28 protein-coding genes and 1 riboswitch are annotated in these 26,455 nt (G+C 61.5%); of the genes, 10 read left to right on the forward strand and 18 right to left on the reverse strand.

Features of this window, described 5'->3' with window-relative positions:
* Positions 1–16: 16 nt before the first annotated feature.
* A complete protein-coding gene (locus SJY36_RS11655) occupies positions 17–550 on the reverse strand; it encodes a GNAT family N-acetyltransferase (RefSeq protein WP_009825105.1) in 534 nt (177 codons plus the stop codon).
* A 37-nt stretch (positions 551–587) separates the two neighbouring features.
* Here SJY36_RS11655 and SJY36_RS11660 point away from each other — a divergent pair, with 37 nt between their 5' ends.
* On the forward strand, positions 588–1,193 hold the full coding sequence (locus tag SJY36_RS11660) for a flavin reductase family protein (RefSeq protein WP_005849383.1): 606 nt from the start codon (positions 588–590) through the stop codon (positions 1,191–1,193).
* Between the two features lie 78 nt (positions 1,194–1,271).
* Here SJY36_RS11660 and SJY36_RS11665 read toward each other — a convergent pair whose 3' ends face one another.
* Positions 1,272–2,933 carry a SulP family inorganic anion transporter gene (locus tag SJY36_RS11665; RefSeq protein WP_005849385.1) on the reverse strand — a complete coding sequence of 554 codons (1,662 nt, stop codon included), beginning with the start codon at positions 2,931–2,933 and terminating at the stop codon, positions 1,272–1,274.
* A gap of 168 nt (positions 2,934–3,101) precedes the next feature.
* Here SJY36_RS11665 and SJY36_RS11670 point away from each other — a divergent pair, with 168 nt between their 5' ends.
* On the forward strand, positions 3,102–3,974 hold the full coding sequence (locus SJY36_RS11670; RefSeq protein WP_009825108.1) for an S-methyl-5'-thioadenosine phosphorylase: 873 nt from the start codon (positions 3,102–3,104) through the stop codon (positions 3,972–3,974).
* Between the two features lie 214 nt (positions 3,975–4,188).
* Entirely contained in the window at positions 4,189–4,719 is a 531-nt protein-coding gene (locus tag SJY36_RS11675) for an adenine phosphoribosyltransferase (RefSeq protein WP_093733578.1), read from the forward strand.
* A 17-nt stretch (positions 4,720–4,736) separates the two neighbouring features.
* Here SJY36_RS11675 and SJY36_RS11680 read toward each other — a convergent pair whose 3' ends face one another.
* From SJY36_RS11680 to SJY36_RS11690, 3 genes are read right to left on the reverse strand one after another with little or no spacing between them, the layout of a single operon-like run.
* The gene (locus SJY36_RS11680; RefSeq protein ID WP_386175308.1) at positions 4,737–6,158 is read right to left on the reverse strand and encodes an FAD-binding oxidoreductase; all 1,422 of its coding nucleotides are present in this window, start codon (positions 6,156–6,158) and stop codon (positions 4,737–4,739) included.
* Between the two features lie 51 nt (positions 6,159–6,209).
* Entirely contained in the window at positions 6,210–6,995 is a 786-nt protein-coding gene (locus SJY36_RS11685; RefSeq protein ID WP_132997710.1) for an SseB family protein, read from the reverse strand.
* Positions 6,988–7,575 (reverse strand): uracil-DNA glycosylase family protein, encoded by a 588-nt coding sequence (locus SJY36_RS11690; protein ID WP_197145813.1) that lies wholly within the window; start codon positions 7,573–7,575, stop codon positions 6,988–6,990. Before SJY36_RS11690 ends, SJY36_RS11685 begins: the two co-directional genes overlap by 8 nt.
* A gap of 131 nt (positions 7,576–7,706) precedes the next feature.
* Here SJY36_RS11690 and SJY36_RS11695 point away from each other — a divergent pair, with 131 nt between their 5' ends.
* The 5 genes from SJY36_RS11695 to kdsA all read left to right on the forward strand — a co-directional run bounded on the left by SJY36_RS11695 (position 7,707) and on the right by kdsA (position 12,358).
* Positions 7,707–8,051: an ArsR/SmtB family transcription factor gene (locus SJY36_RS11695; protein WP_386175313.1), complete on the forward strand. Its 345-nt coding sequence runs from the start codon at positions 7,707–7,709 to the stop codon at positions 8,049–8,051.
* A gap of 25 nt (positions 8,052–8,076) precedes the next feature.
* Positions 8,077–8,979 carry a cation diffusion facilitator family transporter gene (locus SJY36_RS11700; RefSeq protein ID WP_386175316.1) on the forward strand — a complete coding sequence of 301 codons (903 nt, stop codon included), beginning with the start codon at positions 8,077–8,079 and terminating at the stop codon, positions 8,977–8,979.
* Between the two features lie 202 nt (positions 8,980–9,181).
* Positions 9,182–9,841 (forward strand): ABC transporter ATP-binding protein, encoded by a 660-nt coding sequence (locus SJY36_RS11705; RefSeq protein WP_005849402.1) that lies wholly within the window; start codon positions 9,182–9,184, stop codon positions 9,839–9,841.
* Positions 9,819–11,528: a capsule biosynthesis protein gene (locus tag SJY36_RS11710; protein WP_386175318.1), complete on the forward strand. Its 1,710-nt coding sequence runs from the start codon at positions 9,819–9,821 to the stop codon at positions 11,526–11,528. The genes SJY36_RS11705 and SJY36_RS11710 overlap by 23 nt, the downstream gene beginning before the upstream one ends.
* Complete coding sequence (gene kdsA / locus SJY36_RS11715) at positions 11,525–12,358, forward strand: 3-deoxy-8-phosphooctulonate synthase (protein WP_005849405.1); 834 nt, start codon at positions 11,525–11,527, stop codon at positions 12,356–12,358. Before SJY36_RS11710 ends, kdsA begins: the two co-directional genes overlap by 4 nt.
* Before the next feature lie 18 nt (positions 12,359–12,376).
* On the opposite strand, the gene SJY36_RS11720 is transcribed toward kdsA, so the two are convergent.
* The 8 genes from SJY36_RS11720 to trmB form a co-directional block, all read right to left on the reverse strand.
* Complete coding sequence (locus tag SJY36_RS11720) at positions 12,377–13,021, reverse strand: phosphoribosylanthranilate isomerase (RefSeq protein WP_386175321.1); 645 nt, start codon at positions 13,019–13,021, stop codon at positions 12,377–12,379.
* Positions 13,022–13,055: 34 nt separating this feature from the next.
* The gene (locus tag SJY36_RS11725) at positions 13,056–13,406 is read right to left on the reverse strand and encodes a LapA family protein (protein WP_005849409.1); all 351 of its coding nucleotides are present in this window, start codon (positions 13,404–13,406) and stop codon (positions 13,056–13,058) included.
* On the reverse strand, positions 13,406–13,690 hold the full coding sequence (gene ihfB / locus SJY36_RS11730) for an integration host factor subunit beta (protein ID WP_005849411.1): 285 nt from the start codon (positions 13,688–13,690) through the stop codon (positions 13,406–13,408). Before ihfB ends, SJY36_RS11725 begins: the two co-directional genes overlap by 1 nt.
* A gap of 275 nt (positions 13,691–13,965) precedes the next feature.
* Entirely contained in the window at positions 13,966–15,642 is a 1,677-nt protein-coding gene (gene rpsA, locus SJY36_RS11735; protein ID WP_235183804.1) for a 30S ribosomal protein S1, read from the reverse strand.
* Between the two features lie 306 nt (positions 15,643–15,948).
* Positions 15,949–16,326 carry a rhodanese-like domain-containing protein gene (locus tag SJY36_RS11740; RefSeq protein WP_386175325.1) on the reverse strand — a complete coding sequence of 126 codons (378 nt, stop codon included), beginning with the start codon at positions 16,324–16,326 and terminating at the stop codon, positions 15,949–15,951.
* 92 nt (positions 16,327–16,418) lie between these two features.
* Positions 16,419–17,033, reverse strand: a complete 615-nt coding sequence (locus SJY36_RS11745) for a (d)CMP kinase (RefSeq protein WP_386175328.1) — start codon at positions 17,031–17,033, stop codon at positions 16,419–16,421.
* The gene (gene aroA, locus SJY36_RS11750) at positions 17,033–18,385 is read right to left on the reverse strand and encodes a 3-phosphoshikimate 1-carboxyvinyltransferase (RefSeq protein WP_386175331.1); all 1,353 of its coding nucleotides are present in this window, start codon (positions 18,383–18,385) and stop codon (positions 17,033–17,035) included. The genes SJY36_RS11745 and aroA overlap by 1 nt, the downstream gene beginning before the upstream one ends.
* 91 nt (positions 18,386–18,476) lie before the next feature.
* Positions 18,477–19,178 carry a tRNA (guanosine(46)-N7)-methyltransferase TrmB gene (gene trmB, locus SJY36_RS11755; protein ID WP_235183805.1) on the reverse strand — a complete coding sequence of 234 codons (702 nt, stop codon included), beginning with the start codon at positions 19,176–19,178 and terminating at the stop codon, positions 18,477–18,479.
* On the opposite strand from trmB, the gene SJY36_RS11760 reads away from it, so the two are divergent.
* Both SJY36_RS11760 and SJY36_RS11765 read left to right on the forward strand, forming a co-directional pair.
* Positions 19,177–19,323: a hypothetical protein gene (locus SJY36_RS11760; protein WP_386175334.1), complete on the forward strand. Its 147-nt coding sequence runs from the start codon at positions 19,177–19,179 to the stop codon at positions 19,321–19,323. The two genes, trmB and SJY36_RS11760, sit on opposite strands and share 2 nt — an antisense overlap.
* Positions 19,324–19,378: 55 nt before the next feature.
* Positions 19,379–20,989 (forward strand): BCCT family transporter, encoded by a 1,611-nt coding sequence (locus tag SJY36_RS11765; protein ID WP_386175336.1) that lies wholly within the window; start codon positions 19,379–19,381, stop codon positions 20,987–20,989.
* Between the two features lie 66 nt (positions 20,990–21,055).
* Here SJY36_RS11765 and metK read toward each other — a convergent pair whose 3' ends face one another.
* The 5 genes from metK to SJY36_RS11790 all read right to left on the reverse strand — a co-directional run bounded on the left by metK (position 21,056) and on the right by SJY36_RS11790 (position 26,328).
* Positions 21,056–22,240: a methionine adenosyltransferase gene (metK, locus tag SJY36_RS11770; RefSeq protein WP_386175339.1), complete on the reverse strand. Its 1,185-nt coding sequence runs from the start codon at positions 22,238–22,240 to the stop codon at positions 21,056–21,058.
* A gap of 4 nt (positions 22,241–22,244) precedes the next feature.
* A riboswitch (SAM-SAH riboswitch) is annotated at positions 22,245–22,292 on the reverse strand.
* 8 nt (positions 22,293–22,300) lie between these two features.
* Positions 22,301–23,818: an apolipoprotein N-acyltransferase gene (gene lnt, locus SJY36_RS11775; RefSeq protein ID WP_386175342.1), complete on the reverse strand. Its 1,518-nt coding sequence runs from the start codon at positions 23,816–23,818 to the stop codon at positions 22,301–22,303.
* Positions 23,818–24,726, reverse strand: coding sequence for a hemolysin family protein (locus tag SJY36_RS11780; protein WP_168593240.1), 909 nt, complete (start codon positions 24,724–24,726; stop codon positions 23,818–23,820). The genes lnt and SJY36_RS11780 overlap by 1 nt, the downstream gene beginning before the upstream one ends.
* Before the next feature lie 20 nt (positions 24,727–24,746).
* Positions 24,747–25,271, reverse strand: coding sequence for an rRNA maturation RNase YbeY (gene ybeY, locus SJY36_RS11785; RefSeq protein WP_005849428.1), 525 nt, complete (start codon positions 25,269–25,271; stop codon positions 24,747–24,749).
* A gap of 67 nt (positions 25,272–25,338) precedes the next feature.
* Positions 25,339–26,328 (reverse strand): PhoH family protein, encoded by a 990-nt coding sequence (locus SJY36_RS11790; protein WP_386175346.1) that lies wholly within the window; start codon positions 26,326–26,328, stop codon positions 25,339–25,341.
* Positions 26,329–26,455 lie beyond the last annotated feature (127 nt).

Genomic DNA, 26,455 nt, shown 5'->3' on the forward strand with positions numbered 1-26,455 from the left:
CATCCCGCCGCCGCTTTCAATGTGGCCAAGCGGTGACATCGCCCGCGATGCCTTCCCACGCGCCATCGACCAGCGCACGGCCCAACACCCGTTCAGGGTTCGTTGGCGGCGGCATCACCACATCGGTCAGCAAGGTAAAGCCGAAGCGGTTATAGTAAGGCGCATCCCCCACCAGCATCACGCGCGACCACCCCAGCGGGGCCGCTTGCGCCAGACTCCCCTCGATCAGCAAGGCACCCAAGCCTTCGCCCTGCCGCGTCGGGTGCACGGCAACGGGGCCCAACAACAGCGCGGCATGGGCACCGATACAGATCGGCCAATAGCGTATGGCCCCGGCAAGGATACCGCCCGCGTCACGTGCCACATGGTTCAGCCCCGCCACAGGCGGCACCCCGTCGCGCAGGCGATAGGACGACAACGCTTCGCGTCCCGGCGCAAAGCAGGTGTCGTACAACGCTTCGACTTCCCAGTGATCGGCAGCCGTCTCGGGGGTAATATGATACAAGGCGTGGCCCTCTGGACGGTTTTCCTGTGGCGCTGCCTTTATCATGGCGCTAGCCATAGGTGCAAACCATGAGGAGAGTTTGATGTTCTACCGCCCGCAAGACGGCCACCCCCTGCCCCATAACCCGTTCAACGCGATCGTCACCCCACGCCCGATCGGATGGATTTCCACCCGAGACGCGGACGGGAACGACAATCTGGCCCCCTATTCGTTTTTCAACGGGGTCGCCTATACGCCGCCGCAGGTGATGTTTGCCTCTACCGGGACCAAGGCCGATGTGGACGGGACCAAGGACAGCATGGCCAACATCCGCGAGACCGGCGTCTTCTGCGTTAACATTGTCGAATACGCGATGCGCGACGCGATGAACGCCTCCTCTGCGACGCTGCCCCATGGCGCGGATGAATTCGGCCACGCTGGCATCGAAAAAGCGAGCTGCGACCAGATCAACTGTGCCCGTGTGGCGACCGCCCCTGCAAGCCTGGAATGCCGCATGACCCAGATGGTCAAGATCGAGGGAGAGAATAACTTTGTCGTCTTCGGCGAGGTCGTCGGCGTGCATATGCGCGACGATTGCATCAAGGACGGGCGGTTCGACGTGACGACCTACCAACCGCTGTCCCGCTTGGGCTACCGCGATTATGCCCGCGTGACCGACGTGTTCGAGATCATCCGCCCCGACGATTGATCCCGCCCCATCCCGAAAAGCGAAAAGCCCCCGATGCGGACTGCATCGGGGGCTTTTTGTTTCCCTTGGTCGGGCGGTTTAGTGCCCGCCAAGAATGCCGGTACGGACCTGATAGTTCGCCGCGATCTCATAGTCGGGATCATCGTCGCTATCGATCATCAGATGCCCGGCCTTCTTCAGCAAACGGTGACAATCGCGGCTGAGGTGGCGCAGCTGGATGCGCTTGCCCGCGCCTTCGTATTTCGCGGCAATCGTCTCGATCGCTTGCAGGGCGGATTGATCCACAACGCGGCTGTCCTCAAAATCGACGATCACCTCGCTGGGGTCGGCCTTGACGTTAAAGAGCTCGGCGAAACCTTCGGACGATCCAAAGAACAGCGGCCCCTGAATCTGGTAGACCTTGGCCCCTTCAGGTGTGGTGTATGTCTTGGCGTGGATGCGACGCGCATTGTTCCACGCATAGGCCAGCGCCGACACGATCACACCGACGACCACCGCGACCGCAAGGTCTTCATATACGGTGACGACGGTGACCAGCAGGATCACGAAGGCATCGGTCAGGGGCACTTTGCGCAGAATCCCAAAGGAGTTCCACGCGAAGGTGCCGATCACGACCATGAACATCACACCGACCAGCGCTGCCAGCGGGATCTGTTCGATCAGCGGCGCGCCGACCAGAATGAACAGCAGCAAAAAAACCGCAGCCGCAATCCCCGCAACCCGCGTGCGCCCGCCGGATTTCACGTTGATCATGGACTGACCGATCATGGCGCAGCCGCCCATACCGCCGAAGAAGCCGGTCACGGTATTGGCCACGCCCTGCGCGATACATTCCTGGCTGGCCCCGCCGCGGGTGTTGGTCAGGTCGCTGACAAGGTTCAACGTCAGCAGCGATTCAATCAGGCCGATGGCCGCAAGGATCACCGCATAGGGCAGGATGATATACAGCGTCTCGAGCGTGAAGGGTGCCAAGGCGGTGCCGTACAGGCCGACACCTTCGCCAAACGGCATGTGGAACGTCGGAAAGCCGCCCTCGATCGAGGCCAGATCGCCGACCCGTGGCACATCCATGCCCGTCGCGATCACCAGAATGGCGATGATGCCGATGCCTGCCAGCGGTGCGGGGATCAGCTTGGTGATGCGCGGCATGACCCAGATGATCGCCATCGTCGCGGCGACAAGCGCCAGCATCAGATACAACGGCCCACCCGACAGCCATTCGCCACCCGACATGCCGTGACCTGTATCAACCATCGTGCCCGGTACTTTGAACTGGCCCATCTGGGCAAGGAAGATCACGATGGCCAGACCGTTCACAAACCCCAGCATAACAGGGTGCGGCACCAGCCGCATGAACTTGCCCCATTGCATGACACCCGCGAAAATCTGGATCAGCCCCATCAGCACGACCGTGGCGAACAGATATTCCACACCGTGCTGCGCGACCAATGCGACCATCACAACCGCCAAAGCCCCTGTCGCCCCCGAGATCATCCCCGGACGCCCGCCGATCAACGCGGTGATCAACCCCACCAGGAAGGCCGCATAGAGGCCCACCAACGGGTGGACCCCCGCGACAAAGGCAAAGGCAACCGCTTCGGGCACAAGGGCCAGAGCGACGGTCAGCCCCGACAGCAATTCAATGCGCAGCCGCGACGGAGAGAACCCCTCTCCCGGCATCCATCTCAGGTCGGTCACATCAAGATTTTTGGTAAAACTACGGAACGTGGTACGCGCCATCGGGCATCCTTCGGGTCAAATCGCATCAATAAGTCGGAAAGGTCTTTGCGGCCTCCTAGCTGAAACGTGAACAAAATGGAAGGCGCGCAACAGCGCGGGCCGGATTTGAGGCTTTCCCTATGGGCCCAGCTTGATACTCTGCGCACAACTCAATCCAAGGGCGACTTCATGACTCAGACGAAAATTGCCGTGATCGGCGGCTCCGGCATCTATGACATCAACGGGCTGGAGGGGGCCGAATGGCTTACCGTGGAAAGCCCGTGGGGGCCGCCATCCGATGCGATCCTGACCGGCACGCTTGACGGGGTAGAGATGGCCTTTCTGCCGCGCCACGGGCGCGGACATGTGCATGCGCCCTCTACCGTCCCCTACCGCGCCAATATCGATGCGCTGAAACGGCTCGGCTGCACGGATGTGATCAGCGTTTCGGCTTGCGGGTCGTTCCGTGATGAAATGGCACCGGGAGATTTCGTGATCGTGGACCAGTTCATCGACCGCACCATCGCGCGGGAGAAATCTTTCTTCGGCACCGGCTGCGTGGCCCATGTCAGCGTGGCGCACCCTACCTGCCCGCGTTTGGGCGACGCCTGCGAAACCGCTGCGCGCGACGCGGGCATCAACGTGCACCGCGGCGGCACCTACCTTGCGATGGAGGGGCCGCAGTTCAGCACATTGGCGGAATCAAAGATGTACCGCGAAAGCTGGGGGGCGGATGTGATCGGCATGACCAATATGCCCGAAGCGAAATTGGCCCGCGAGGCAGAGCTTTGCTATGCCTCTGTCGCGATGATCACGGATTACGACAGCTGGCATCCGGACCACGGCGAGGTCGATGTGACCAAGATCATCGAGACGTTGATGGGCAATGCCGACAAGGGCCGTCAACTGGTCGCGCGCCTGCCCAAACTGCTAGGAGCCGACCGCGCCCCCTGCCCGCATGGCTGCGACCGCGCGTTGGAATATGCGATCATGACCCAGCCAGAAATGCGCGACGCGGCACTGGTGGCCAAGCTGGATGCCGTCGCGGGCCGCGTGCTCTAGGCGCACTGCAAACGCCGTCGCAGCGCCCGTGGCGGGTGCTGTGGCAGGTGAGTTTATTTGGCAAAATGAAGCGGGGCCTTGCGGCTTTGACGTGATGTCCCGCGGGGCCGCGCTGTTGAAGATGCTTGCTGACAGGGGGCGTGTCGCTTAACGCTGTGGCGCGGTTGTTGCGCTGGTGTGGCGACCGACCAAAGCCCAACGACCGGAGCACTGCATGAAACAGGTTCAAGATTACATCCGTACCATTGTCGATTTCCCCCACGAAGGGATCATGTTTCGCGATGTGACCACGCTTTTCGCCGACCCGCGCGGGTTCCGTATGGCCATCGACCAGATGCTGCACCCCTATGCCGGCATCGACATCGACAAGGTCGTCGGACTTGAGGCGCGCGGCTTTATTCTGGGTGGCGCGATCGCGCATCAGCTGTCCGTCGGCTTTGTGCCGATCCGCAAGAAGGGCAAGCTGCCCGGTCGCACCATCTCTCAGGATTACAAGCTGGAATACGGCGAGGCGATTGTGGAGCTGCACGACGACGCGATCAAACCCGGTGAGAAGGTGTTGGTTGTCGACGATCTACTGGCCACCGGTGGCACCGCCGAGGCGGGGATCAAGCTGATCCAGCGTTTGGGCGGCGAGATCGTGTCCTGCGCCTTTATCATCGACCTGCCGGAACTTGGCGGGCGCAAGCGGCTGGAAGCGATGGGGATGGAGGTCAACGCGCTCTGTGCCTTTGACGGCGCGTAAACCGCGTTGCCGAGACTTTATTCCGGCGCGGGGAACATCGCGCCGGGGTTCATGATCCCGTTCGGGTCCAGCGCCGCCTTGATCGCGCGCAACGCAGAGAGCTTCGCCGGATCGCTATAGCGTTCGAGGTCTTTGACCTTGAGCCGCCCGATCCCGTGCTCCGCACTGACAGAGCCGCCGAGCTCGTGTACCAGATCATGGATCGCCGTCTTGATGGGCAAGCGATCCTCCAGATGATCCTCGCGGCTTCGGCCCTGCACCGGGAAAACGTTGTAGTGCAGGTTGCCGTCGCCCACATGGCCGAAACAATTGATCCTGAAATCGCCCAGCGCGCCGATCTTTTCCCCCGCGCGGATGATAAACTCGGGCAGCGCGCCCAGAGGGACCGAGATATCGTGGCTGGAGATCGACCCGATCTGGCGGTTGGCGTGGGGCATCATCTCGCGGACGGCCCAGAAATCTTCGGATTGCTGCTGACTTTGCGCGATGAGCCCGTCTGCCACCAGCTCCGCCTCGAAGGCGGCGGCAAACAGCGTCTCGAGCGCCGCCATCGGTTCCAGACCACCGCTGAGGCCCAATTCGATCAGCACGCTCCATTCTGGCGGGGTGTCGAAGGGCTGGCGCAGTTCGGGCATCTTTTCGGTGAGGAAATCCAGCCCGACGCCGTTCATGATCTCGAACGCGCTGATCATCTCGCCCAACTGACTGCGCGCGAGCGACAGCAGCTTCAGCGCCGCCGCCGGAGAGTTCACGACCAGCAGCGCGGTCCCCGTCTTGGCGGGCCGCGGGAAGAGTTTGAGCGCAGCGGCGGTGATGACGCCAAGCGTGCCCTCGGCACCGACCAGCAGGTGACGCAGATCATAGCCGGTGTTGTTCTTGCGCAGCCGTGTCAGGCCGTTCCATATCTGGCCATCGGGCAGCACGGCCTCTAGCCCCAGACAGAGATCACGGGCGTTGCCATAGCGCAGCACGCCGGTGCCGCCCGCATTTGTCGCGAGGTTCCCCCCAATTCGGGCAGAACCCTGTGCCGCGAGGGTCAGGGGAAACAGGCGATCCGCCGCCTCGGCGGCGTCTTGCACGTCGGACAGGATCATCCCCGCTTCGGCCACCAGCACGTTTTCATCGGGGTAGACTGCGCGAAGTTTGTTCATGCGTTCCAGCGACAGGATCAGCGGAGCGGGGCCAGTTTCTGCCACTTGACCGCCCACAAGTCCGGTACCTCCGCCATAGGGGATCACGCCGACCCGTGCTGCATTGGCATGGCGGATCAGTATCGCGACCTCTTCGACCGTGCGTGGCAGGGCCAGCACGGCCGATTTTCCGGCATACAGCCCGCGGGGTTCTTCCAGATAGCGGGGTTCGACCGCGCGGAAGACGTCGGGCGACAGATCGGCACGCAGCGCGGCCTCGAATGCGGGATCGGCGGGGTTCAATGTCATGGCCTATTGATCGCGCCAAGCGGGGCGGGATGCAAGCGGCTTTGGTCCTCGCTAATGCAGGATCGGCGGCTTTGACGGGTCAGAGCCGGGGGCCTCCATCCGCGGGGTTTTTTCCAGCGGGTCCATCTGGGGCAGATCAAAACGCAGCCCGACTTTCGACAGTTTTTCAACCGTCGGATCAGAGGGCGCGAAGAAGCCCACATCCATCGCCCCCGCATCGATACCCGAGAATGTCAGCGCCTCGGAAGCGGCACGAACCAGCGCGTCTTGTGCGCGCGGGATGGCCCCGACAAAGCCCAGCAGATGCCCGCGCCCGCCGCCGGTGTATTCAACCCCGACCAGCCACGCCCCTGCCGCCATGCCTGTGGCGGTCGCCAGCTTGGCATCAATCGCGGCAATCAGCGTTTCGGGCAGACCCTTGGGCGGCAGAACACGGTCGATGCGCGCCTCGACCTCTCCGGCTTCATGGGCGAGTGTGTCGCGCAGCCAAGCCACGGCGCTGTCGGGCAGCAGGATCGCCGAAGGGGCAACATCCAGGTTCACCGCCATGCCAAGCGGTTGGCCATCCAGCATCCCCGCAATCGCGCGCCCCGACAGCGCCACATAGGGCGCGGGCTGCCCGACATAGGCCGCAAGCCGTTCGATCCGGTCAAAGACCAGCACATAGGCGTCCTCGAGCAGGACAGGGCTGACCTGATCGGCGTCCGGTTCGTCTTCGAGCAGCAGGAAAAGCTCCACATCGGCCATGCGTTCATAGAACCGCAGGCGGGCAGCGTCATCGCTTTCATCGGCCATCATGGCGGCATGGGCGATGTCCAGGGGCGTCGCTTCAGTCATCCAGTACATTCCTTACAGCAGCGCGGAGCCGGGGAAGCACGTCCTCCTCGAACCACGGATTTTTCTTGAGCCAACCGGTATTGCGCCACGAGGGATGAGGCAAGGCAAAGACGCCCTTCGGGTGGTTTTGCCAATCGGCGACGGCGCGGGTGACTGTGGTGAACCCGGGCAGGTGATAGCGCATGGCATAGGCCCCGATCAACACGGTCAGCCGGACATCGGGCACGGTATCCAGCGCCCGGGCCCGCCATGTTTTCGCACAGATCGGCGGCGGCGGCAGATCGCTGCCCTTGGCGTCATAGCCCGGAAAGCAGAAGGCCATGGGGATGATCGCCACGCGGTTGCGGTCATAAAAGGTCGTCTCGTCCACGCCCAGCCAGTCGCGCAACCGTTTGCCGGAGGCATCCCAGAAGGGGGTGTTCGCCTCGTGCACTTTCAACCCCGGCGCTTGCGAGGCGATCAGCAGCCGCGCGCCCGGTTGGAACCAGACCACCGGATTGGGCCGGTGCCCCGTCGCCGTAGCCGCAAAGCGGTCGGCGCAGAGGGTGCATTGGCTGAGTTCGGAGCGGATGTCGGTCATGGGGGTAGACCTAAGCGGTGGCGCGCCGGTTTCAAAGGGGGCGGTGCGGTGACGCGGTGGTGCCTGACCATCGTTTCGAGACATTTCGAAATGAGCTTGACGCGGCCAATCATTTCTATATTTCTAAAACCATGAAAATGAATCCCACCTCCCCCCGTGACCTTGCCTTGGCTGCTGCGCGCTTTGCCGCGCTCGGGTCAGAGCAACGGTTGCAAGTTCTCCGCTTGCTGGTGCGCGCAGGCCCTGACGGGCTGACCATCGGCACGCTGGGTGATCGCGCGGGCATCACCGGGTCGACGCTGACCCATCATCTGAAACTGCTTGTGGCCGCGGGGCTGGTGCGCCAGCAGCGGCAGGGGCGCAGCACCATCTGCGCGGCGGTATCCCATGACGCGGTACAGGATCTGTCCGAGTTCCTGATGACAGAGTGTTGCGCCGACGCCGCGGTACCCTGCCCTGATCATCTCCACGGTTAACACCACAGATAGCGAAAGTCCCCCCATGTCACACGGTCACCACCATCACGTCGATCCCGACAGCGGCGACGGCAAGATTGCCCTCGCGGTGGCGATCAACCTCGGCCTCACGGTCGCGCAGGTCATCGGCGGGATCGTCGCGGGCAGCCTGTCGCTGATCGCCGATGCGCTGCATAACTTCAGCGACGCCATCGCGCTGATCATCGCCTTTGCCGCGCGCAAGATCGCCCGCCGTCCAGCCAATGCAGATATGACCTTTGGCTACGGCCGGATCGAGGCGGTCGCGGCGCTGATCAACTATACCACGTTGATCGTGATCGGCCTGTATCTGGTCTATGAGGCCGCGATGCGCTTTGCCAATCCCGAACCCGTGGCGGGCTGGATCGTAGTGATCGTCGCCGGCATCGCCTTGCTGGTGGATCTGGGCACCGCCGCGTTGACCTTTCGCGCATCCAAATCCAGCGTGAACATCCGCGCGGCCTTTTTGCACAATGTGGCCGATGCCTTGGGGTCGGTTGCCGTGATCGTGGCGGGGACGCTGATGATCCTGTTCGGCTGGGCTTGGGTGGACCCGTTGGCCACGCTGCTGATTGCCGGATACATCCTTTGGCAATCCGCGACCGAACTGCCGCAGGTCGCGCGGATCTTGATGCTTGCCTCGCCCGATGCGCTGCGCACCGAAGACGTGATCGCGGCACTGCGCGACCAGCCTAGTGTTACAGATGTCCATCATGTGCACCTGTGGCTGATGGAGGAACACGGCGCTGCCTTTGACGCCCATATCGTTGCCGAACAAGGCACCGACCCAAGCGCCCTGCGCCAAGCGTTGAAATCCTACCTGAAGTCCGAGTTCGATCTGAACCACGTCACGCTGGAGCTTGAGACCCAGGACGCCCAGTGCCACGGTGCCAAGGTGATCGGTCACTAGCACCCGCACCCGTCGACCTTTCGTATAGCGCGCCCTGCAAACCATCGCCGATGGCACTGCCTTCGGGCGCGTGGGTCGTTTTGGCTCCTTGTAAATTCGGCCTCAACTACGACATAATATAGTCAAAATAGAGGGCTAGACACCGCCCAAGGCTCGGGAAACAGGGCGCGACATACCCGCAACAGCACCAATCGGAGCAGGCATGCTGGAATTCGACAACGTCTCCAAGTCCTTTTGGACTGGCACGCAACACAAGGTCATTCTCGACCATGTGTCATTTCGTGTGGATTTGGGTCATTCCCTTGGCATCCTCGCCCCGAACGGCACCGGCAAGACGACCCTCATTAATATGATGGCGGGGCTGGAAAAGCCGGACGAAGGCGAGATCCGGCGCGGCTGCAACATCAGCTTCCCGCTGGGGTTCATGGGCGGTGTCGTCAACAAGGTTTCCGCGGTAGAGAATGCCCGCTATATTGCCCGTCTCTATGGGCTGGACCCTGACTACGTCGAAAGCTTTTGTCGCTGGCTGTGTGGGTTGGGGGAATATTTTGACCAGCCCGTCGGGACATATTCGGCCGGGATGAAATCACGGTTTTCGTTTTCACTGCTGCTTGCGCTTGATTTCGACATCTATTTGATCGACGAAGGCATGCCGAGCACCACAGATGTGGAGTTCAACCGCAAGGCGGGCGAAATTCTGCAAGAACGGCTGCGCACGACGACGATCATCATCGTTTCGCACCAAGCCGAGACGTTGGAACAATTCGCGCGGTCCGCTGCTGTCTTGCTTGGCGGAAAGCTACATATCTTCGACACCTTGGAAGAGGCCAAACAGCTTTATGACTACGAAACCCAAGGCTAGAAAATTCCGCATCAAACGTGCGACCCCTGCTGCGGCCCCAAAAGGAACCGACGCGGTCGAACGTGATGCCCCCGCGGCAGCCCCGCTAAAGCCGCAGGCCCCCGACGCGCCACGCGCTGCGGCTGCATCACGCGGCGAAGCACCGAAAGCTGCAGCGCCCAGCCAAGCTGCCGCTGCCTCCGCTGCGCGCCCGACCCCGCCCTCCGACGCCCGCAGCGGCGAGGTGTCATCAGCGACCGAAGTCAGTGGAGAGCAGGACATCGACGCGATCCGCCGCGAAGGGCTGACTGGCCGCCAGTTGCGCATGGCGCGTCGCGTGGCGCAAAAACACGGGCTTGCCCCGACCTCTGACTTCGATGCGGTGCGGTTGCTGCGCGCCGAAGGGATCGACCCGTTCCAACGCTCCAACATGCTGGAACTGGTCGTTCCTCAGGACAAGCAATCCACCGGCACGGCACTGCAAAAAGGGCGCATCCAGCTTCCCCAGACAGTCCCTGCCGGAGGTCGCAATCTGCCCTCGACCGACGTTAATCCGATGGAACGCCGCATGCGCGAGATCTCGGACATCCAGCGTGACATCACCAAGCGCCGCCGTCGCAAGATGGGGCTGCTTATGGTGCGTCTGGCGTTCTTTGTCGGGCTGCCCACAATCATGGGCGGGTATTATTTCTACAACATCGCCACGCCGATGTATGCGACAGACAGCCAGTTCCTGATTATCCAGAACGAAGGCACAGGCGGGCTTGGCCCCCTTGGCGGGCTGCTGCCAACGCAATTTGCCAACTCTGCCGATAGTATCGCGACACAAAGCTACCTGCAGTCAAAAGACGCGATGCTGCGGCTGGACCGTGATGTCGGCTTTATGAAGCATTTCTCGGACCCCGCGATCGACCCGATCCAGCGGATGAACCCCGATGCCTCGAACGAGGAAGCGTATAAACACTATAAGGACAACGTTAAAATCGGATACGATCCGACCGAAGGCATGATCCGGATGGAGGTGATTGCCGCCGATCCCGAGGTTGCGAAAGACTTTTCCGAACACCTGCTGGAATATGCCGAAGAACGCGTGAACGCCCTGTCGCAGCAAAAGCGCGAAGATGGCATGCGCGACGCCCGCGAAGCCTATGAGCAGACGGTCGCCAAACGCCGCGAGGCGCAGGAAGCGCTGATCAAGCTGCAGGTCGATAACGGGGTGGACCCGCAGGCGGTGATCGCGTCGATCCGCGGGCAGATCACCAATTATGAAACCTTGCTGCTGGAAAAAGAGCTTGAACTTGCCGCCCTGCTCGACAACCCGCGCCCGAACCGCGCCAAGGTGGACGGTGCCCAAGGCGACGTGCGCCGGCTTAGCGCGCAGCTGGACAAGCTGAACGAACGCATGAACAGCGCGACCGAGGGCACCAACTCGCTTGCACAACAAGCGGTCAGCTTGCAACTGGCGCAGGCCGATCTGGCAGCGGCGGATGCCGCCTTGCAGGCGTCCCAGACCCAGATGGAGCAAGCCCGCACAGAGGCTAGCCGTCAGGTCCGATATCTGACCGTCGCGGTGCGTCCGGTGGCGTCGCAAAGCGCCTCATACCCGCGCAAGTTCGAGAACACGATTTTGACATTCCTGATCTTTGCGGGCATCTACCTCATGCTATCGCTGACCTCCTCCATTCTGAAAGAACAGGTAACAAAATGACCCAAGTCACCGTTGGAAATGTCGTCATCGGGAATGATCGCCCGCTGACGGTGATCGCAGGCCCCTGCCAGCTGGAAAGCGAAACCCACGCCCAGATGATCGCCGGCCAGATGAAAGAGGCATGCGATGCCGTGGGCGCGCAGTTCGTGTTCAAGGCGAGCTATGACAAAGCCAACCGCACCTCCCTTGGTGGCAAACGCGGGCTTGGCATCGACGAAGGTCTGGCTGTGCTGCAATCGGTGGGCAAATCCATCGGCGTCCCCGTCCTGACCGACGTGCATACCGAAGCGCAATGCGCCATCGCGGCCGAGGCTGTCGACATCCTGCAAATCCCCGCCTTCCTGTGCCGCCAGACCGATATGCTGCTGGCCGCGGGCAATACGGGCAAGGTTGTGAACGTCAAAAAGGGTCAGTTTCTGGCTCCGTGGGATATGCCAAACGTCGTCGCCAAGATCGAATCCACCGGCAACAAGCGCATCCTGCTGACCGAACGCGGCACCTCCTTTGGCTACAACACGCTGGTCGCTGACATGCGCAGCCTGCCGCAGATGGCGCAAACCGGATACCCTGTCGTGATGGACGCGACGCATTCGGTCCAGCAGCCCGGCGGGCAAGGTGGCTCCAGCGGCGGACAACGCGAGTTCGCCCCCGTCATGGCGCGTGCAGCGGTCGCGATTGGCGTGGGTGCGGTGTTTATCGAGACCCACGAAGACCCGGACAACGCACCGTCGGACGGGCCGAACATGATCTATCTGGATCAGATGCCTGCGCTGGTTGCGTCGTTGATGAAATTCGACGCGCTGGCCAAGGAATACCCCCTCACCTTCTAAGGGGCCATCCTGCCAATACTAGACCTTCGCGGCGTTTCCGAATGCCGCGATCAGCCCTGCGTCCTTTACACCCGGCGCGCTTTCCACACCGGAAGAGACATCTACCTGCCGTGCGCCGGTCATACGGGCGGCCTGAGCCACATTGTCAGGGGTCAGCCCCCCTGCCAGCATCCACGGCTTGTCCCATGTGCGATCTGCGATCAGACGCCAGTCAAACGACAATCCATTGCCACCGGGCAGCGCGGCCCCTTTGGGCGGTTTTGCGTCGATCAGGATCTGGTCCGCCACGGCCATATAGGCATCAATCTGTGGCAGGTCATCTGCATCGGCCACACCGACCGCCTTCATCACCGGCAGCCCATAGCGCGCCTTGACCTCGGCGACACGCTCGGGCAATTCCTTGCCGTGTAGCTGCAGCATATCAATAGGCACAGCGGCCGTCAGCGCATCCAGAAAGGCGTCATCCGCGTTGACCGTCAACGCGACCTTACACAGCCCCATTGGCACCTCTATGGCCAGTTCAGCGGCTTGATCAATCGTGACGTGCCGAGGGGATTTTTCAAAGAAAACAAAGCCGACATAGCGCGCGCCGGCCGCAGCGGCCGCCGCAATATCCTGCGTGCTGCGCAAGCCGCAGAATTTCACGTGCAAATTTTGGGTCATCGGTTGGTTCCTGCGCTAAGGGGCATAGGCCCGCTTAGCTTGCTTGATCCAGCAGCGCCAGAACCTCGTCCTGGTCCTGATATTTCTCGCCCTTCAGGCGTGCGACTTCACGTTCCAGCCGGCGCATTTCGCGGGCCTGACGTGCGGCTTCGGCACGCTGGCCGTATTCGCGGATCCACTCCCAGACGAAACCCACCAGCAGACCGGCGATGATGCTGCCCAGAATAACAAGGAACAGCGGCACCTGAATTTCAGGGTTCAACGCGAACCAGCCCGATACCTCGGTCGGTAGCAACTTCAGCGACACCATAGACCGGTTGGCCAAGGCAACCGCGATCAGTGCAATGGCGAAGATTGCGATGCAGAGGTAGCGAACATAACGCATTAGGAATTCCCGTTTAAACGATCTCTAAGCAGTTTACCGGTCTTGAAGAACGGCACGTGCTTTTCTTCTACATGAACCGTTTCCCCAGTGCGAGGGTTCCGGCCCACACGGGCGTCACGTTTTTTCACTGAAAAGGCACCAAAGCCGCGCAGCTCTACCCGATCACCGTCGGACATCGCGCCGGTGATCTCTTCGAAGATGGTATTTACGATCCGTTCCACGTCGCGCTGATAGAGATGGGGATTGTCGTCGGCAATCTTCTGGATCAGTTCTGACCGGATCATTTAACGTCCTCCGAGGTGCGCAATTAATGTCTTAACTAGATGGGACTATAGCAAACCAAACGCGTTCGTGAAGTCATGCATATTTCTATTATTGCGATTAAGTAGCGGGAAGTCGCTGTTTTCCAGTCATTTTTTAGCCACATTTCACGCAACCACCCGGAATAGCGCTGCCAGCCGCCCTTCCTTGCCCCTCGCCACAGATTGCGATTCGCAACGAAAAAGGGCCCCGCAGTCTGCACTGCGAGGCCCCTGATCTGTGCAACAAGCGCTAAGGCTTATTCGTCGCCTTTCAGAGCGGCACCCAGGATATCACCCAAGGATGCGCCGGAGTCAGAGGAGCCATACTGCTCGACTGCTTCTTTCTCTTCTGCGATTTCACGTGCTTTGATCGACACGCCCAGACGGTGCGCTTTCGCGTCAACGTTGGTGATGCGTACGTCAACCTTGTCACCAACCGAGAAACGCTCGGGGCGCTGTTCGGCACGGTCACGCGACAGATCGGAGCGACGGATGAAGGCTTTCATGCCTTCGTATTCGACTTCGATGCCACCGTCTTCGATGGAGGTCACGGTCACAGTCACAACGGAACCGCGCTTCACGCCGCCCACTGCTTCTGCGAACTTGTCGCCGCCCACACCTTTGATCGACAGGCTGATGCGTTCTTTTTCCACGTCAACTTCGGAAACAACGGCCTGAACCGTGTCACCTTTGCGGTAGTCCTGGATCGCTTCTTCGCCGCGCTGGTCCCAGCTCAGGTCAGAGAGGTGAACCATGCCGTCGATGTCGCCTGGCAGGCCAACAAACAGACCGAATTCGGTGATGTTTTTGACTTCGCCTTCAACTTCGGTGCCTTCTGGGTGCGTTTCAGCAAACACTTCCCATGGGTTGCGCATGGTCTGTTTCAGACCAAGGGAAACGCGACGCTTGGCGCCATCGATTTCCAGAACCATGACTTCGACTTCTTGGCTGGTGGAAACGATCTTGCCGGGGTGTACGTTCTTCTTTGTCCAGGACATTTCGGAAACGTGAACCAGACCTTCAACGCCTGGCTCCAGCTCAACAAATGCACCGTAATCGGTGATGTTGGTGACACGGCCAGTGTGCGTGGATTCCAGCGGGTACTTGGCTTGAACCAGATCCCATGGATCTTCTTGCAGCTGTTTCATACCCAAGGAGATGCGGTGCGTCTCTTTGTTGATCTTGATGACCTGAACCTTGATGGTTTCGCCGATCGACAGGATCTCGGATGGGTGGTTCACACGGCGCCATGCCATGTCTGTGACGTGCAGCAGGCCGTCAACACCGCCCAGATCAACGAAGGCACCGTATTCGGTGATGTTCTTGACCACACCGTCAACTTCCTGACCTTCGGTCAGGTTGCCGATAACTTCGGCACGCTGTTCGGCACGGGATTCTTCAAGGATTGCACGACGCGATACAACGATGTTGCCACGACGACGGTCCATTTTCAGAACTTGGAACGGCTGCTTCAGACCCATCAGAGGGCCGGCATCGCGCACGGGGCGCACGTCAACTTGGGAACCGGGAAGGAAGGCAACTGCGCCGCCCAGATCAACGGTAAAGCCACCTTTAACGCGGCCAAAGATCGCGCCTTCAACGCGCTCTTCTGCGGCATAGGCTTTTTCCAGACGGTCCCAGGCTTCTTCACGACGGGCCATCTCGCGCGAGATAACAGCTTCGCCACGGGAGTTTTCTACCTGACGCAGGAATACTTCGACTTCGTCGCCGACTTCCACTTTGGGTGCTTCGCCAGGCTCGGCAAATTCTTTCAGTTCTACGCGGCCTTCCATCTTGTAGCCTACGTCGATAATAGCTTGGCCCGCTTCGATCGCGATAACCTTGCCTTTGACAACAGAGCCCTCTTCGGGCGTGTCCATTTCAAAGCTTTCTTCCAAAAGTGCTTCGAAGTCTTCCATTGAGTTCATAGCCATGTAGCTTGATTTTCCTTTAGCATTTGGTTTCTGGCCGCGCGGTTGTCTCCGCCGGTCTGTGGTTAAAATTGTCATCCGCGATGGGATTCGATCCGCAAAACAAAGAGGGCCGGATGAAACCGACCCTGCCTGATATTTCGCGCCCGAAACGTGTATCCGCCCCTTAGACAGTCGCGCGTATAGCCCTGTTTCGGGGCAAAGGCAAGGGCTGGCACGGGTGAACCCCTGTTCACACAAGGCGATGTCAGCAAAAAGGGCAGACCGTAGTCTGCCCTTGCTCATTCGGTCATCCGCGTAGTGGCGCGATCAGCTTTCAGTCGGGCCGCCCGCCTCTTTCCAGCCGGGAAAACCGCCGATGTTGGTGACATTCGTATAGCCCATGTCGTGCAGCGTTTTACCCGACAGCGCGGCCTGACCGCCCGCGCCGCAGACCAGGTAAATCTCCGCGTCTTTTTCGAAGATCGGGTTGTACATCTCTTCCTTGTTGGGGTCGGCGCGGAATTCGATCATGCCGCGCGGCACACGATGCGCGCCCTTGATGGTCCCTCTTTTTGCGATGTCGCCAGAATCGCGCACGTCGATAAAGACACCCTTGCCTTCGGCATGTTTCGCAATCGCGTCCTTGGCGTCCATCTTGGGGACAACGGCATTCGCATCGTCGAGATAGTCTTGAGCGGTCTTCATAGTCAGCACCTCTTGTTTATTCCTATCGTGCCCAGCCTACCGCCAGACACATCCCAAACCAACGTCGGGCACCGACATTCGTTCCGCCGCGTTTAGTCACGTCTACGTGCGGCCACCAGTTCGATGGCGCGGGCCACGGCTGTCTCGATATCCATGGTCGAGGTATCCATCAGCTCTGCATCCTCGGCGGGCTTCAACGGTGCCTCGGCGCGGGTGCTGTCGCGGGCATCGCGGGCCTGCACATCGGCCAGCACCCCTTCCAGCGTGACCTCGGCCCCCTTGGCGCTAAGCTCGACAAAGCGGCGCTGTGCACGGACCTCGGGCGTGGCGGTAATGAACAGCTTGACCGGCGCATCGGGGCAGATCACCGTGCCAATGTCGCGCCCGTCCAGCACCGCGCCCCCTGCCCGCATGGCAAAGCTGCGCTGGAAATCGACCAAGGCGGCCCGCACAGCGGGGATCGCAGCCGCGCGGCTCGCGGCCTCTGCCACGGCATTGGTGCGCAGCTGGTCATTCTCAAGATCATCGGCTTGCAGGGTCAAGGCGGCCTCTTCGGCGGTCATGCCCTCCAGCACTTTCGCCCCTACGGCGCGATAGAGCAGGCCAGTGTCCAGATGCGCAAAACCGAAATGCGCCGCAACAGCGCGCCCGACGGTGCCCTTGCCCGCCGCAGCCGGCCCGTCAATCGCAACGGTAAAGCCCAGCATCACGCCCCCCCCCGCGTCACATCCGCGCCAAGGCGTTTCATCAGCGGCTCGAAGATCGGGAAAGACGTGGTGATTGGCGACCCGTCGTCCACACTGACAGGCGAGGTTGCGGCCATGCCAAGGATCATAAAGGACATCGCGATGCGGTGGTCCAGCTGGCTGGCGCAGGTGGCCCCGCCCGGCACGTTCCCGTGCCCCCGTCCGGTGACCGCCCACCAATCGGGGCCCTCGTCCACTTCGATCCCGTTGGCGCGCAACCCCTTGGCCATCGCGTCGATCCGGTCGCTTTCCTTGACCCGCAGCTCTTTCACGCCGCGCATCATGGTCTGGCCCTGCGCAAAGGCGGCCACGACAGAAAGCACCGGATATTCGTCGATCATCGACGCCGCGCGCGCTGGCGGCACCTCGATCCCTTTGAGGTCGGGCGAGAATTTGGCGCGCAGGTCGGCGACAGGCTCGCCGCCCTCGGTCCGCTCGTTCTCATAGGTCAGATTGGCCCCCATCTCGCGCAGTGTGGTGAACAGCCCTGCCCGTGTCGGATTCAGCCCGATCCCCGGCACCAGCACGTCGGAGCCCGGCACAATCAAGGCAGCACAGACCGGAAACGCAGCCGAGGACGGATCGCGCGGCACATCAACATGCTGGGCCTGTAGCTCCGGCTGGCCGGTCATAGTGATCACACGGCCCTCATCCGTGTCTTCCACCGAGATCTCGGCACCGAAGCCCGCCAACATCCGCTCCGTATGGTCGCGCGTGGCCTCGGCCTCTATCACGACGGTCTTGCCGGGCGCGTTCAGCCCTGCCAGCAAGACGGCGGATTTCACCTGCGCGGACGGCACTGGCACGGTGTAGCGCACGGGCACAGGGTCAGCCGCCCCCACGATGGTCATCGGCAGGCGTCCGCCCTTGCGCCCGACAGATTGCGTGCCGAACAAGGCCAGCGGATCGGTGACCCGTGCCATGGGGCGGCCGTTCAGGCTGGCGTCGCCGGTGAATGTCGCGGTGATGGGGGAGGTCGCCATTGAGCCCATGATCAAGCGCACGCCCGTGCCCGAGTTTCCGCAGTCGATCACCCCGTCCGGTTCGGCAAAACCGCCCACGCCCACACCGCGCACAGACCAGTTGCCGCCGCCCATATTGGTCACTTCCGCGCCAAAGGCCTGCATCGCCTTGGCCGTGTCCAGCACGTCGTCGCCTTCAAGCAATCCGCTGATGGTGGTTTCGCCGATGCACATCGCGCCCAGAATCAAGGACCGGTGCGAGATCGACTTGTCCCCCGGCACCTCGGCCACGCCGGACAGCGGGCCGCATGCGGTAGAGGTCATCGGGACGGGCGTGGCGTGGCTGGACATGGATAACCCTCAAAAAAACTTCCTGAAAGCCCGTCTTAAACCAGCGATCCCGCCCCGTCCATCGCCAGCGTTCTTGCCCGCGCCCGCCCGCTTAGGTCTTGCGGAAAGTCAGGTAGTGCGGCACGCGCCCTTCGCGCAGGGCTTTTTGTTCGTAGCGGGTGGAAATCCAGTCGCCCCACGGCTCTTTCCAGTCGCCGGGGCGTTCCGCCAGCCATTCGAACCCGTGACGCGGCACCTGCTCAAGCGTCTGGCGCACATAGTCTTCGATGTCCGTGGCAACGCGAAAGATCGCGCCGGGCTTGAGCACCTTTGCCAGCGGCTCAAGATGTTCCGGCGTCACAAAGCGACGACGGTGGTGGCGCGTTTTCGGCCACGGATCGGGGTAAAGCAGGAAAGCGCGGTCAATCGACGCCTCTGGCAGCACGTCAAAGATATCGCGTGCATCGCCGGGGTGGATCGCCACGTTATCGACACCCGCGCGGCGGATCTTGCCCAACAGCATCGCGACCCCGTTGATGTAAGGTTCGCAGCCGATGATGCCTACGTCAGGGTTTTGCGCCGCCTGATGCACCATATGTTCGCCGCCGCCAAAGCCGACCTCGAGCCAGACGGGTTTGCCGCCAAACAGCGTCGGCAGGTCCAGCGGTGTACGGTCGGGGTTCGCATCCCAATCGACAGGACCGGGCGACAGCGCCTCTAGATCCTCTTCGATATAGCCTTTCTGGCTTTGCTTAAGCGATTTGCCTTTAAGGCGACCGTAGAAATTGCGGCGGGGGCGTTCAGGATGTGTCATGGCGCTGGCTTTAGCCTGCGCGGGGGACGGGCGCAACATTTCGCGTAAGCCCGCGCTGCAAAAGCCCACGCGCGCCCTGCGCAACGGCGGTGCCGCCCCTGTGAAGCGCAGCAAACCCGGAACGATCACAGGGACTTTACGTTGAGCCACAGGGTTCTACCTGACCAAGAACCGATAATAATGCAGCGGAGGACATGCGAATGCGGGAACTGGCAAGCCGACTAGGACTACGAACGGACCCTACGATATTCTTTGTTTCCGCCCTGTGTACCGCCCTATTTGTACTGGCTCTTGTCCTTGCCACTGAACCGATCGGGGATGCTTTCGCCGCAGGCCGCGCCTGGATCGTATCGCATCTGGGGTGGTTCTTTATTCTTGGCGTCAACGTCTGGCTGGGCTTTTTGATCTGGGCCGCGATGAGCCGTCACGGCCATATCCGCCTTGGCCCGCGCGACAGCCGTCCCGAGTATACAAACCTGTCGTGGTTCACCATGCTTTTCGCGGGCGGCATCGGCACCGTGCTGATGTTCTGGGGCGTGGCCGAACCGATCAGCCATTTTTCGGACCCGCCCCTGCCCGGCGTTGAACCTTTCACGGAACAGGCCGCACAAGACGCCATCTCTATCGCCACATACCACCTTGCGCTGCACACCTGGACGATCTTCGCGCTGCCCGGTCTTGCCTTTGCCTATTTCATCAACCGCTATGATCTGCCCGTGCGGGTCAGTTCGGTCTTTTACCCGCTGTTGAAAGAGCGCATCCACGGCCCTTGGGGCAAGGCGATCGACATTGCGTCGATCCTCGGCACGCTGTTCGGCGTCGCGGTCTCGCTTGGGCTGGGGTCGTCGCAGATCGCAGCGGGTCTGTCGGCGCTGTTTGGGTGGAACGACGGCGTGCCGCTGCAGGTCGGCATCCTGACCGCGCTGACCGCCGTTGCCGTGGTGTCTATCGTGGCGGGGCTCGATAAGGGGGTAAAGCTGCTGTCCAACCTCAATATCGGCATGGCCGTGGCGTTGATGGTCTTTGTGCTGGTGACCGGTTCGACCCTGTTCCTGCTGCGCGGCATGGTCGAGACCTTTGGCCTGTACCTAAGCAACCTGCCACGGCTCGCCTTCTGGAATGATATGCTTGCCGATACCAATCCCGCGAATGGGGATTGGGGCTGGCAAGGCAGCTGGACGGTGTTCTACTGGGCCTGGACGGTCACGTGGTCGCCCTTCATCGGGCTTTTCGTCGCGCGGATTTCGCGGGGGCGCACGATACGGGAGTTCGTCTTTGGCGTGCTGCTGGCCCCGTCCCTGTTCACGCTGATCTGGTTCTCTATCTTCGGCTGGCAAGCGATGGAGATTGACGGCATCGGCACCGCCGCGCGCGCGGCTCTTGGCGCGCAGGCCGGTTCGCTGAGCGCCGCTGTGGCTGATTCCGTCCCGCTTGCCATGTTCGCGTTTTTCGAAAGCTTCCCTTTCGCCGATATTGTGCAGGGTATCGCCGTGCTGGTGGTGGCGATCTTCTTTGCAACATCCTCGGATTCCGCGTCGCTGGTTGTCGACATGTTGTGCACCGGTTCGCCCGAACCCGGCCCCACCCGCCAGCGGGTGTTCTGGGGCGTGTCCGAAGGGCTGGTCGCCGCGATGCTGCTGATCCTTGCAGGCGATTTGGGGCTGACCGCCTTGCAACAGGTGATCACCGTCGTCGGCTTGCCGATCTTCCTGCTGGTCTTTGCGATGATCCCCTCGCTGATCAAAGGGTTCCGGACCGAAGATATCGACCACGTCTCTATCGGCAAACGCCCCGGCCTAGGGGATCTATAGCAGCCCCCACCAACGCAAAAGGGCAGCCCATTGGGGCTGCCCTTTCTTGTACCATGAAGCATGTGTTTACAGCGCGGCCTTCAGCGCATCGACCAGATCGGTCTTTTCCCAGCTAAAGCCGCCATCCGCTTCGGGCGCGCGTCCAAAGTGGCCGTAGGCCGCGGTGCGTTCAAAGATGGGGCGGTTCAACTGCAGATGCTCGCGGATGCCGCGCGGTGTCAGGTCGATGATCTGACGGATCGCCTTTTCAATCGCCGCATCCGTGACATCCGCGTCGCCACCATAGGTATCGCAGTAGATCGACAGAGGCTTGGACACGCCGATGGCATAGCTCAGCTGGATCGTACACCTTTCGGCCAGACCGGCAGCCACGACGTTTTTCGCCAGATAGCGCGCCACATAGGCGGCAGAGCGGTCAACCTTCGTCGGATCTTTCCCCGAGAACGCGCCGCCCCCATGAGGAGCCGCACCGCCATAGGTATCCACAATGATCTTGCGCCCGGTCAGGCCCGCGTCGCCGTCAGGGCCGCCGATGACAAAGGTCCCCGTCGGGTTCACCCACCATTCGGTGTCGGGGGTGATCCAGCCTTCGGGCAGAACCTGGGTGATATAGGGTTCGACGATGTCGCGGATGTCGGCACTGGTCTGGCCTGCATCGGCGTGCTGCGTCGACAAGACGATAGAGGACACGCCAACAGGCTTGCCGTCTTCATAGCGCACGGAAAGCTGGCTTTTGGCGTCGGGGCGCAATGTCGGCTCTGTCCCGTCTTTGCGCACTTCGGCCAGACGGCGCAGGATCGCATGGGCATAGTGGATCGGCGCCGGCATCAGCTCTGGCGTCTCGTTGGTGGCGAAACCGAACATGATGCCCTGATCGCCCGCGCCTTCTTCCTTGTCGCCTGACGCGTCTACGCCTTGCGCGATATGCGCCGACTGCGGGTGCAGCAGGTTGGTGATCTCGCAGGTGGCGTGGTGGAATTCATCCTGCTCGTAGCCGATGTCCTTGATGCAGGCGCGGGCGATGCCGTCGATCTTGCCAAGGTATTCATCCAGCTTGTCCTTGTTCGACAGGCCAACCTCGCCGCCGATGACCACGCGATTGGTGGTGGCAAAGGTCTCCGCTGCGACACGCGCTTCGGGTTCTTCGGTCAGAAAGGCATCAAGTACGGCGTCGGAAATCCGGTCGCAGACCTTATCCGGGTGGCCCTCGGAAACGGATTCCGAAGTGAACGTGTAGTTTTTGCGGGACATTTAGTGCTCCAATAGATTTCTTAGCCACGTCAGGAAGCCGTTGTGGCCGATTAACGGGGCTTAGCTTTGCCTGCCCCTTTGGTCAAACTTTAAGTTGCGTCGTCGGCGCAGGATAACAAGGGCAAACCCCGCCAAAGTGATGAAAAGAAACGGCCATTCGCCCCATCTGCTATAGGGTGTCGCAGGGCGTGGGGCGGGCAGCGGGGCATCCAGAAAGCCTGCCTCGTTCAAAGCCAAACTCTTTGTGATGCGGCCCCAGGGGTCAATCATCGCCGAAACGCCCGTGTTGGCGACGCGTGCCATGGGCAGACCTTGCTCTATCGCGCGCATCCGGGCCTGAGCCAGATGCTGCAACGGCCCCTGCCCCTTGCCGAACCACGCATCATTCGTGAGCTGCATCAAGAACGCGGGCCGCGCCGGTGCAGCGTTGACGTCCCGCGCAAAGACGGCCTCGTAGCAGATCAGGGGCAGCGCCTGGCCCAAGGGCCCCAGATCCATCAGATCTGCCCCCGGACCCGAGGAAAACCCGCTGCCAAACTGCGCCGCCATGCCGCGCAGACCGACACGGCCCAACAGATCGCCAAAGGGGATATATTCGCCAAAGGGCACGAGGTGGTGCTTGTCATAGGTCTGCACAACCTCGGCGTCTGGCCCCAGCACCACGGCCGAGTTGTAATAGGCCATGTCGTCGCGCCGCTGCACCCCCAGCACCACAGGCGTACCAGCGGCGGCTTCGCTGATATAGGTCAGCGCGCCATGGGCCAAATCAAGCGGCCACGCGATGGCGGTTTCGGACCAGAGTATCAGATCAGGCGCCGCATCCCCCTGCGCAGGCGGTGCAGCGGTCAGCGCCAGCTGACGATCAAAGAATTCGGGAATTTTGACGGGGTCCCATTTGTCTTTCTGCGCCGCGTTCGGCTGCACCATACGGATCATATGGTCCGTGATTGGAGCGTCGCCCCCTCCAAAGGGCACCGTCAACGCCGCCACACCCAAGACCCGCGCGCCCCAGACAGCGCCCTGCCGCAGCAATGTGCCCCGCGCGCGCTGCACCATCGCCACAGCCAGCGCGACAAAGGCAAGGGTCATGCCGTAGGGCCCCACCAGCGCAAGCCCCTGCCCCGGCCAATGGTTGACCAAAGACTGAGAGAACATCCCCCACGGGAAGCCGGTGAACAGATAACCGCGCAGCATTTCCGCGACGGGCAGGACGAAGATCAGCGGCCAGACCTGTGCCGACAACCGGCGGGACAGGTAGAACGCCAAAGCCCAATACAACGCCAAACCGCCCGTCAGCCCCACCACAGCAAAAGGTGCCATCCAGGCATAGCGTTCAGGGTCGACCATGAAGGGCGATACCAGCCACGACCATCCATGCAAGAAGTAGCCAAAGCCAAAGCCCCACCCGATCGCTGCGGCCTGCCGGGGCGTTGCAGCAGCACGGTAGATCAACAGAACAGCCGCAAATGCAGCCAGCAAGACCAACGGCAAATCATAGGGTGCCTGCCCAAAGGCCGCGACACCTCCCGCAAGCACCGCGGCACCGAACCGCATCCAAGCGGCACTGCGCAAAGTCATCAGTGAGTTCCGGCCATACGCACGCGCAAACGCTTGATCCGGCGCGGATCGGCGTCGATCACCTCGAACTCGGGGCCATCGGGATGCACGACCACTTCGCCACGTGCCGGCACCCGTCCCGACAGCATGAAGACCAACCCGCCAAGCGTGTCGATCTCTTCTTCGTCAACATCATCGTGGTCGGTCAGCGAATGGCCAATCTCGGCCTCGAAGTCATCCAAGGGTGTCTTGGCCAGCGCGAGGTAGCAGCCGGGCTTTTCGACCGTCCAATATTTGCCTTCGTCCACGTCGTGTTCGTCTTCGATCTCGCCGATGACCTGTTCGATCAGATCCTCGATCGTGACCAGCCCGTCGACCCCGCCGTATTCGTCAATTACCAGCGCCATATGGCGCCGTTCGGCCTGCATCTTGGTCAGCAAGACGCCGATGGTCATGGACGGCGGCACGAACAGCAAGGGACGCAGCATCGCCTGAAGGTCAAATTCGGTGTTTCGGCCGTTAAAGCCGTGGGTCAGCGCCAGATCCTTGAGGTGGGCCATGCCAACGGGGGTATCGAGCGTGCCGTCATACACCGGCAGGCGCGTCAGACCGCTGTCCTTGAACACGCCGACCAGTTCATCCAGCGTCGAGGTCACCGGCACGGCGGTGATATCCGCCTTGGGCACCGCCACATCATCCACCCGCATCCGGCGCAGGTTCATCATGCCGCGGGTCGACAGCCTGTCAGCCTGTGCCGCGGTGATCTCCTCCTCTTCCTCGTTGTCCGACGCGCTGAGTGCGCCCATGACCCGGGAAAAGAAGCCACCGGATTTCGGGGTGTCTTCGGTTTCTTCGGCCTCGGAGGCCGGTATGATGTCTTCCAACTGCGCGCTCTGCGCCGCCTCAGATGATCCGTCTGTGTCGCCCATCGGGTCCTGTCTTTATGTGTTTAGGCAGGCGGTTGCACTGCGTCGTCTCTATATGGGTCATCCAACCCCAGTTTGCCAAGTATTTCTACCTCTAACCGTTCCATCAAGGTCGCATCCCCGTCCCGTTCGTGGTCATATCCCAACAGGTGAAGCAGCCCGTGCACGATCAAATGGGTCACGTGATCGGCCATCGGGCGGCCTGCGGCCTCTGCCTCGGCGTGGCAGGTGTCATATGAAATCGCGATGTCGCCCAGTTCCAGCATATTGTCGAACCCCGGCGTGACCGGTAGCGGAAGTTCGCCGTCGCGCGCGGCTCCGCGTTCCTCGGCCGGCCAGCTGAGCACATTTGTCGGCGTGGGCTTGTCACGGAAATCTGCGTTCAACGTGGCGATATGTGCATCGTCGCAGGCCAGCACCGTCACCTCGGCGGTGTCGGCATCCAGCGACAGATGCGCCAATGTGGCGCGCATCGCGCGGGGGCATAGGGTATCAAGGTCCAGACCGGCCCAACGGGGGTCTTCCTCTATCACGTCAAGCGCCTGCATCAGCGCCCCACCGGGGGCCAGCCCCCGTCCCCCCGGAGTTTATCTGGCAAAATGAAGCAGCCGGGCATCACGCGTGGCCTGCATCTGCTTCATAGGCTTCGATGATCGCGGCCACGAGCGGGTGCCGCACCACGTCTTTCGAGGTGAAGTAGTTAAAGCTGATCTTGGGGATCGTCTTGAGCAGCCGTTCCGCGTCTTGCAAGCCCGATGGCACGCCGCGTGGCAAGTCGATCTGGGTCCGGTCACCGGTGATCACCATCCGCGAGCCTTCGCCCAGACGGGTCAGGAACATCTTCATCTGCATCGAGGTCGCGTTCTGCGCCTCGTCCAGCACAACAAAGGCGTTGGACAGGGTCCGCCCGCGCATGAAGGCGAGCGGGGCGATCTCGATCTTTTTCTCTTCGATCAGCTTGGCCAGTTGCTTGCCGGGCAAGAAATCATTCAGCGCGTCATAAAGGGGCTGCATGTAGGGATCGACTTTGTCCTTCATGTCACCGGGCAGGTAGCCCAGCTTCTCCCCCGCCTCAACGGCAGGGCGCGACAGGATGATGCGGTCCACGTGGCCACCAATGAACATCGACACGCCGACGGCCACCGCAAGATAGGTTTTACCCGTACCGGCAGGGCCGATGCCGAAGGCCAGTTCGTTGTCGAACAGTGATTGCACATAGGCTTTCTGCGCAGCCGTGCGGGGTTCGACGCGTTTCTTGCGGGTCTGGATTTCGACGCCGCCCAAATTCGGCATCTCGATCTGGTCACCCGGGCGCACCCCCGTCCCAGCCGCTGAATTGCCCATGCGTAGCAAACTGGTGACATCGGCGGGCTCCACACTGCGCCCGCCTTCCAGTCGGGCGTAAAGCCCTTCGAGCACTGAGGCCGCGCGGGTGGTCGCGTCTTCCTCTCCCATCACCGACAGGTGGTTGCCCCGACGCACGATCTGGACCTCAAGCGCCGTCTCTACGGCGGTCAGGTTGGCGTCATAGGGGCCGCAGAGATCGATCAGAAGCCGGTTGTCCGGAAATTCAAGCTGCTGCGCGTGAGAAGCGGGAGGCGTCATTGTGTCACTAGATGGCAAAGCGTTTTCCTAATTGGAGGTGTCTTTGGATTAATATGGGTCCCATATTCAAACTATGTACCCCTTTGAGCCGACAAAAAAGGGCCGGAGCGTAAAACGCGCCGGCCCG

Origin of the sequence: Sulfitobacter sp. R86518 (assembly GCF_042466275.1) — a bacterium.
Lineage (GTDB): Bacteria > Pseudomonadota > Alphaproteobacteria > Rhodobacterales > Rhodobacteraceae > Sulfitobacter > Sulfitobacter pontiacus.